Annotated in this window: 5 protein-coding genes and 1 pseudogene; 5 read left to right on the top strand and 1 reads right to left on the bottom strand. The window is 70.8% G+C overall.

Features of this window, described 5'->3' with window-relative positions:
* Both KBX53_RS19265 and KBX53_RS19260 read left to right on the top strand, forming a co-directional pair.
* Positions 1–633: hypothetical protein (locus KBX53_RS19265; protein ID WP_210860816.1), on the top strand; the 633-nt coding region annotated here is incomplete at its 5' end.
* 129 nt (positions 634–762) lie between these two features.
* Positions 763–1,395 (top strand): hypothetical protein, encoded by a 633-nt coding sequence (locus tag KBX53_RS19260; protein ID WP_210860814.1) that lies wholly within the window; start codon positions 763–765, stop codon positions 1,393–1,395.
* A gap of 46 nt (positions 1,396–1,441) precedes the next feature.
* Here the strand turns inward: KBX53_RS19260 and KBX53_RS19255 are convergent, their stop codons facing one another.
* Positions 1,442–3,067 (bottom strand): glycoside hydrolase family 43 protein, encoded by a 1,626-nt coding sequence (locus KBX53_RS19255; RefSeq protein ID WP_210860812.1) that lies wholly within the window; start codon positions 3,065–3,067, stop codon positions 1,442–1,444.
* Positions 3,068–3,319: 252 nt separating this feature from the next.
* On the opposite strand from KBX53_RS19255, the gene KBX53_RS19250 reads away from it, so the two are divergent.
* The 3 genes and pseudogenes from KBX53_RS19250 to KBX53_RS19240 all read left to right on the top strand — a co-directional run.
* Positions 3,320–4,612, top strand: coding sequence for an extracellular solute-binding protein (locus tag KBX53_RS19250; protein WP_210860810.1), 1,293 nt, complete (start codon positions 3,320–3,322; stop codon positions 4,610–4,612).
* 49 nt (positions 4,613–4,661) lie between these two features.
* A complete protein-coding gene (locus KBX53_RS19245) occupies positions 4,662–5,660 on the top strand; it encodes a carbohydrate ABC transporter permease (RefSeq protein WP_030337930.1) in 999 nt (332 codons plus the stop codon).
* Positions 5,657–6,023 (top strand): annotated as a pseudogene (locus KBX53_RS19240) (carbohydrate ABC transporter permease); the annotation flags it as partial. The gene KBX53_RS19245 and the pseudogene KBX53_RS19240, both read left to right, overlap by 4 nt.

Below are 6,023 nucleotides of genomic sequence, written 5' to 3'. Positions count from 1 at the left end.
CACCGCGACCGGTTGCTGACGGCGATCGCGCGGGAGTCGCGTACCCACAGCTCGCCCCGGGTGTTGCGGCGCCCGGCGCTCGCGCTGGCCGCGCTGGTCCTGGTCCTGGTCGCGGCGGCCGGCGCCGGGCTCGCCGTCAGCTCGGGCGACGAACCCCCGGCGGCGCTGCCGTCGCCGCAGGCGAGCCGCTCGGCCGCCCGCCTCCCGCCGCCGGGCGCGGTCGCCAAGATCCGGGCGTACGGCACGGTGCGCGAACTCACCGACTCGGCGGACCTGGTGGTCCAGGGTGAGGTCGTGTCGGTGGCGGACGGGCGGAGCGTCTACCGGGTGGCCGAGGTGCTCTATCGCGACCCGGTCGCCCCGGTCTCCACGGAGATCACGGTGGGCACCGAATCGGCCGGGTGGCCCGGCCGGCCGAGCGTGCTCTACCTGGCCCTCAGCGACCCGCAGGCGCGCGTCTACGCCCCGCTCAGCGGCGACTTCGGGATCTTCGACCTCGCCGGGGAGACGGCCACCAGCCGGTCGTCGGCGATGTCGGTGACCGGTCTGCGCACCGAGGACGCCACCGGGGCGGGCCGCGCGTTCGTCACCACGCTGGCCGACCTCCGCCAGCTCGCCAGCGAGCGCGGCTGAGTCTGACAAAGCGCCAGCGAGCCCGAAAAGATGGAACCCGCCGCCCGGAGCGCACAGATAGAAGGCGTAAGCAGTGCCGCGTTCCGGGCGAGACGCCCCGGGACGGCACCGAGACGCAAGGAGTGTTCCATGGCAGTCGACCTGCGCCGTACCCGGTCTCTGGTGGCCACCGCCGCCGCCGTGCTCGCCGCGGCGGCGTTGTCCGCGTGCGGTAGCGCCGACGCCGACCAGGACGCCGCACCCGCCCCGAGCAGCGCCGCCCCGAGCAGCGCCGCCCCGAGCAGCGCCGCAACGCCCAGCAGCGCCGCCCCGCCGATCAAGGGCAAGCTGCGCGGGTACGGCACCGTGCAGCAGCTCAGCGAGGCCGCCGACCTGGTCGTCCGGGGCGAGGTCGAGGCGGCCGGTTTCCGGGTCGACGAGGTGCTGCGCGCGGCGACCGGATCGACAGTGCGGGCCGGGGCGCGGATCACGCTCGCCAGCCTGCCCAGCGGTGTGCCGGACGCGGCGCACATGTCCACCCTGGAGGCGGGCCAGGTCGTGGTGCTCTACCTGGCCAAGGACCCGACGGCCCCGACGTTCCGGACGCTCAGTGGCGACTTCGGGGTGTTCGACGTGAGCGGGGCCGGCGCGGAGGCCGTCGCCGTGACCCGCTCGCAGGCCATGGCCGTCAGTGGTCTGCTCACCGAGGACCCGGCCGCGTCCGGCCACGGTTTCCGCACCACCCTCGGCCAGCTGCGCACTGTCGCCGCCCAGGTCAGGTAGGACGGGTGGGAACGCGGACGGCACCCGCCGAGTGCCGTCCGCGTGGTCACCGCTCCCGGTAGGTGGCGAGGTCGAAGTCGGCGTGTACGTCGCCGCCGCCCAGGCCCTGCACCCACAGGCCGAGGAAGGCCCCGGTGAAGCCCCACGCCGCCGGCTCACCGTCGATGATCAGCGCGGCGTGTTCGTCGGAGAGGATGGTCGCGTCCAGCTCGACAGGTAGCCGCTGCCAACCGGTGCCGAGGTCGTACTCGAAGCGCACCGCCGGTCCGTCGAAGACGGCCCGCAGTCCGACCTGGGTGACGCCGTCGACATCGACGCTCAGCTCGGGGTACGCGGTGCGCCGCCCGTTGTCGGAGCTGAGCAGCTCCAGCACCGTCCGCCCGTCGTCGGCCCGGGTCAGGTAGAGGTGGTGCCAGTTGAGGGTGTTGTAGTAGGCGGTGATCCCGGCGAGCTGACGGTGGTCGGCCGGCGCGAACTCCACCACGGTCTCCAGCGAGCACTCCATCGCGCCGACGCGCCGCCCGACCAGGCTGGGTGCCTGTCGGCCGACCGGCGACTGCCCGCCGTGGATCCGCAGGTACGACGGGCGGCTGTGCAGGTCGACCCAGTCCGCGGTGGCCGGCCGTCGTAGCGTCGACCAGCAGCGGCCCAGCTCCGGGGCGTCGAAGTGGTCCGTCTCGGGCTCCGCCGGCCACGGGTGGGCGGGCAGATCGGGTGCGACGACCTCGTCCGCGGGCACCCCTGCGGCGACCCGCGGCCAACCGCCCGATGGCCACTCCACCCGCTGGATAGCGGTCTCCCGGCCCAGCACGCAGTTGCCCAGCGGCGAGTACGGTCGGCCGACCAGGTGGGCCAGGTACCACTCGCCGTGCTGGGTACGGACCAGGCTGCCGTGACCCGCCTTCTGCAACCGCAGCTCGGGTCGCCCGCAGGAGGTGAGCAGCGGCCCGTCCGGGTCCACCTGGTACGGCCCGAACAGCTCCCGGGAGCGCGCCATGGTGACCTGGTGCTCCCAGCTGGTGCCGCCCTCGGCGGTGATCAGCCAGTACCAGCCGTCGTGGCGGTACAGGTGTGGACCCTCGGTGAGCCCGGCCGGGGAGCCGGTGAACACGATGCGGGGGCTGCCGACCAGCCGGCGCGCGGCCGGGTCGTAGCGTTGGATCTCGATGCCGCCGAAGCGGTCACGGCCGGGTCGCCAGTCCGCGCTCATGCCCAGCAACCAGCTGGTGCCGTCGTCGTCGTGGAACAGCGACGCGTCGAACCCGCGCCCGTGCAGTGTCACCGGATCGGACCAGGGGCCGGTGATGTCCTCGGCGGTGACCAGGAAGTTCTGCGGATCCCAGTAGCCGCTGGCGAAGCTGGCCACGTCGCTGTAGACGAGGTGGAACAGACCGTCGTGGTACGTCAGATCGGGCGCCCACACCCCGTTGGAGTCGCCGCAGCCGCGCAGATCGAGTAGCCGCCGTTCGGTGATGATCCCACCGAGGCTGCGCCAGTTCACCAGATCGCGCGAGTGGTGCACGCGCACCCCCGGGTACCACTCGAAGGTCGAGGTGGCCAGGTAGTAGTCGTCGCCGACGCGCAGGATCGACGGGTCCGGGTGGAAGCCGGCGAGGACGGGATTGCGGATCGACCGGGCAGCGGTCGCCACGTCAGCGATGTCGGTCGACACGAGCGCTCCTCTCGGCGGGCGGTCTGCAACTTCCGGAAACTCGCGATCCGGGGCCATTGAAGGTCGTGCCTACGCTAGCCGGTCTTTTCGTATTAGGACAGAGGTATTGACCGGTGAGGCGACAGCTCGTAGCGTGCCGGCCATCGATCGGTATTACCGGCGAAGCATTGAAAGTTTCGGAGATCCGTGGATCCCCACAGGCCGGCTCGGCCGGCGTTCGAGCACCCCCGTGAGTCCCCGAAGGGATGGATCATGACCACGTACCTTTCCCGTCGAACGCTGCTCGGTCTCGCCGGTGCCGGCGCCGGCGCCTGTCTGCTGAGCGCGTGCGGCGACGACGAGCCCAGCGACCCGAACGCCCCGCAGACCATCAACTGGTGGCACATCCAGAACACCGAGCCGATGCTTCCGGTCTGGGCGGCGCTGGCCAGCGAGTACAAGGCCGCACACCCCAACGTCACCCTCGACATCCAGCCGCTGGAGAACGAGGCGTTCAAGGCCAAGCTCACCACCGCCACCCAGGCAGGTGACCCGCCCGACCTGTTCCAGTCCTGGGGTGGTGGCGTTCTCAAGCAGCAGGTGGACGCGGGCCTGGTCAAGGACATCACCGACGACGTGAAGCCGTGGATCGGGGGCCTGCTGCCCGCCGCCCTGGAGCCGTACACGATCGACGGCAAGATCTACGGTGTTCCGTTCGACATCGGCATGGTCGGTTTCTGGTACAACAAGGACCTCTTCACCCGCGCCGGCATCACCGCCGCGCCCACCACCTGGACGGGCGTGCTCGACGCGGTCCGGCAACTCAAGGCCGCCGGCATCACGCCGATCGCCCTGGCCGGCAAGGACAAGTGGCCGGCCCACTACTACTGGTCCTACCTCGCGATGCGCGTCGGCGGGGTGGGCGCGCTGCAGAAGGCCGTCGACGACAAGAACTTCGACTCGCCTGACCTCGTCGCCGCCGGCGATCGGCTGAAGGAACTCGTCGACCTGCAGCCGTTCCAGAAGGGGTTCCTCGGTGCGGCGTACGGGACGCCCGACGGCCAGGCCGCCGCCATGGGCAACGGCGGCGCGGCGATGGAGCTGATGGGGCAGTGGGCACCCGCGGTCCAGGCTTCCAGCTCCACCAGCAAGAAGGGCCTCGGCGACAAGCTCGGCTTCTTCCCCTTCCCCACTGTCGACGGTGGAAAGGGCGCCACGACTGAGGTGTTCGGCGGCGGCAACGGCTTCGCCATCGGCAAGGACGCCCCCGCCGCCACCGCCGACTTCCTGAAGTTCCTGCTCAGCGCCGACAACCAGCGTAAGTCGGCGCGGACCGGCGCGGTGCTACCGACGGTGCGGGAGGCCGCGACGGCCATCCCCGACGCCAACGGCAAGCTCCTCGCGGAGACCCTGGCCAGCTACACCGGCTTCCAGCTCTACCTCGACCAGGCGTACGCGCCGGCGCTCGGTTCGCAGATCAACGACAGCGTCGCCGAGTTGGTCGCCGGCAACAAGTCGCCCGCGCAGATCGTCAAGGACATCACGCAGGTGGCGAAGACCGTCTGACCGTGACCACCCACCCATCCGTAGCCGGAGAACCCCCTGTGGAGCAGGCATGACCAGGCCATCGACCGTGTCGGACGCCAGGCGCGGCGACCCGGCGACGGACCCGCCGGCACCGGGGCCGGGCACCGTGCGACAGCGCGGCCGCCAGCCCCGGCCGGGCCGCGGCGGCGTCCTCGCCATCTTTCTCACCCCAGCCCTGGTGCTGTTCCTGCTGCTGGTCGTCGCCCCCATCCTGGTGGCCAGCTACGCCAGCCTCTACAAGTGGAACGGCTTCGGGCTGCCGGAGAACTTCATCGGGCTGGACAACTACACCCGCGCCTTCCAGGACCCGACCTTCCGGGGTGACCTCTGGCGCGGCTTCGTCCTGGTGCTGCTGTCCCTGGTCGTCCAGCTGCCCGCGGCGTTGGCCCTGGCCATGCTGCTCAACCAGCCACTGCGGGGTCGCGCCGCGTACCGGCTGATCTTCTTCGCGCCGTACGTGCTCTCCGAGGTCACCACGGCCGTCCTGTTCGACCTGGTGTTCTCACCCAACCGGGGCCTGGGCGACGCGATCGCGACGTGGTTGAGCGCCGACGCCGGCACGGTCTTCGCCGACCCGGACACCGTGCTGTACGCCGTCTTCCTCGTGGTGTCCTGGAAATACTTCGGCCTCTACATGATGCTCTTCCTCGCCGCCCGTCAGGGCATCCCCAAGGAGTTGTCCGAGGCCGCGGTGACCGACGGCGCCTCCGCCTGGCAGGCGTTCCGGCACGTCACACTGCCCCTGCTCGGGCCGACGATCCGCATCAGCGTCTTCCTGTCGGTCATCGGCACCATCCAACTGTTCGACATGGTCTGGGTGCTCACCCGGGGCGGCCCGATCCACTCGTCGGAGACCATGGCCGTGACGATGTACGAGTACGGCTTCCGCCGCTTCGAGGTCGGCTACGCCAGCGCGATCAGCATCGTCATGTTCCTGCTGAGTCTCGTCTTCGCTCTCTTCTACCAGCGCATCGTCCTGCGCCGGGACACCGCGGGCGCGATCACCAACCAGGGAGGCCCGCGATGACCGTGAACCGCGCCCAGCGGACCCGCGGCCTCGTGCTGCACCTCGTCTGCGTCCTCGTCGGAGCACTCATCGTCGTACCGGTCTGGTTCGGCGTGCTCGGCGGCTTCAAGGACAACGGTCAGCTCTCCACCAATCCGCTGGGCTGGCCCGACCCCTGGCTGCCGTCGAACTACACGGACATCCTGATGTCCGAGGTGTTCTGGCGGCAGCTCGGCAACAGTCTGCTCATCGCCGTGAGCAGCACCGTCATCGTCGTCGCCGCGGCGGCGATGGCCGCGTTCGTCTTCGCGCGGTACGCCTTCCGGGGCCGCGAGTTTCTGGTGACCCTGTTCGCGATCGGCCTGATGGTTCCGTTCGCGGTGG

The organism is Micromonospora sp. M51, assembly GCF_018070305.1.
Classification (GTDB): domain Bacteria; phylum Actinomycetota; class Actinomycetes; order Mycobacteriales; family Micromonosporaceae; genus Micromonospora; species Micromonospora parva.
The sequence above is the reverse complement of the archived record's forward strand: the minus strand, read 5'-3'. Positions and strand labels throughout refer to the sequence as shown.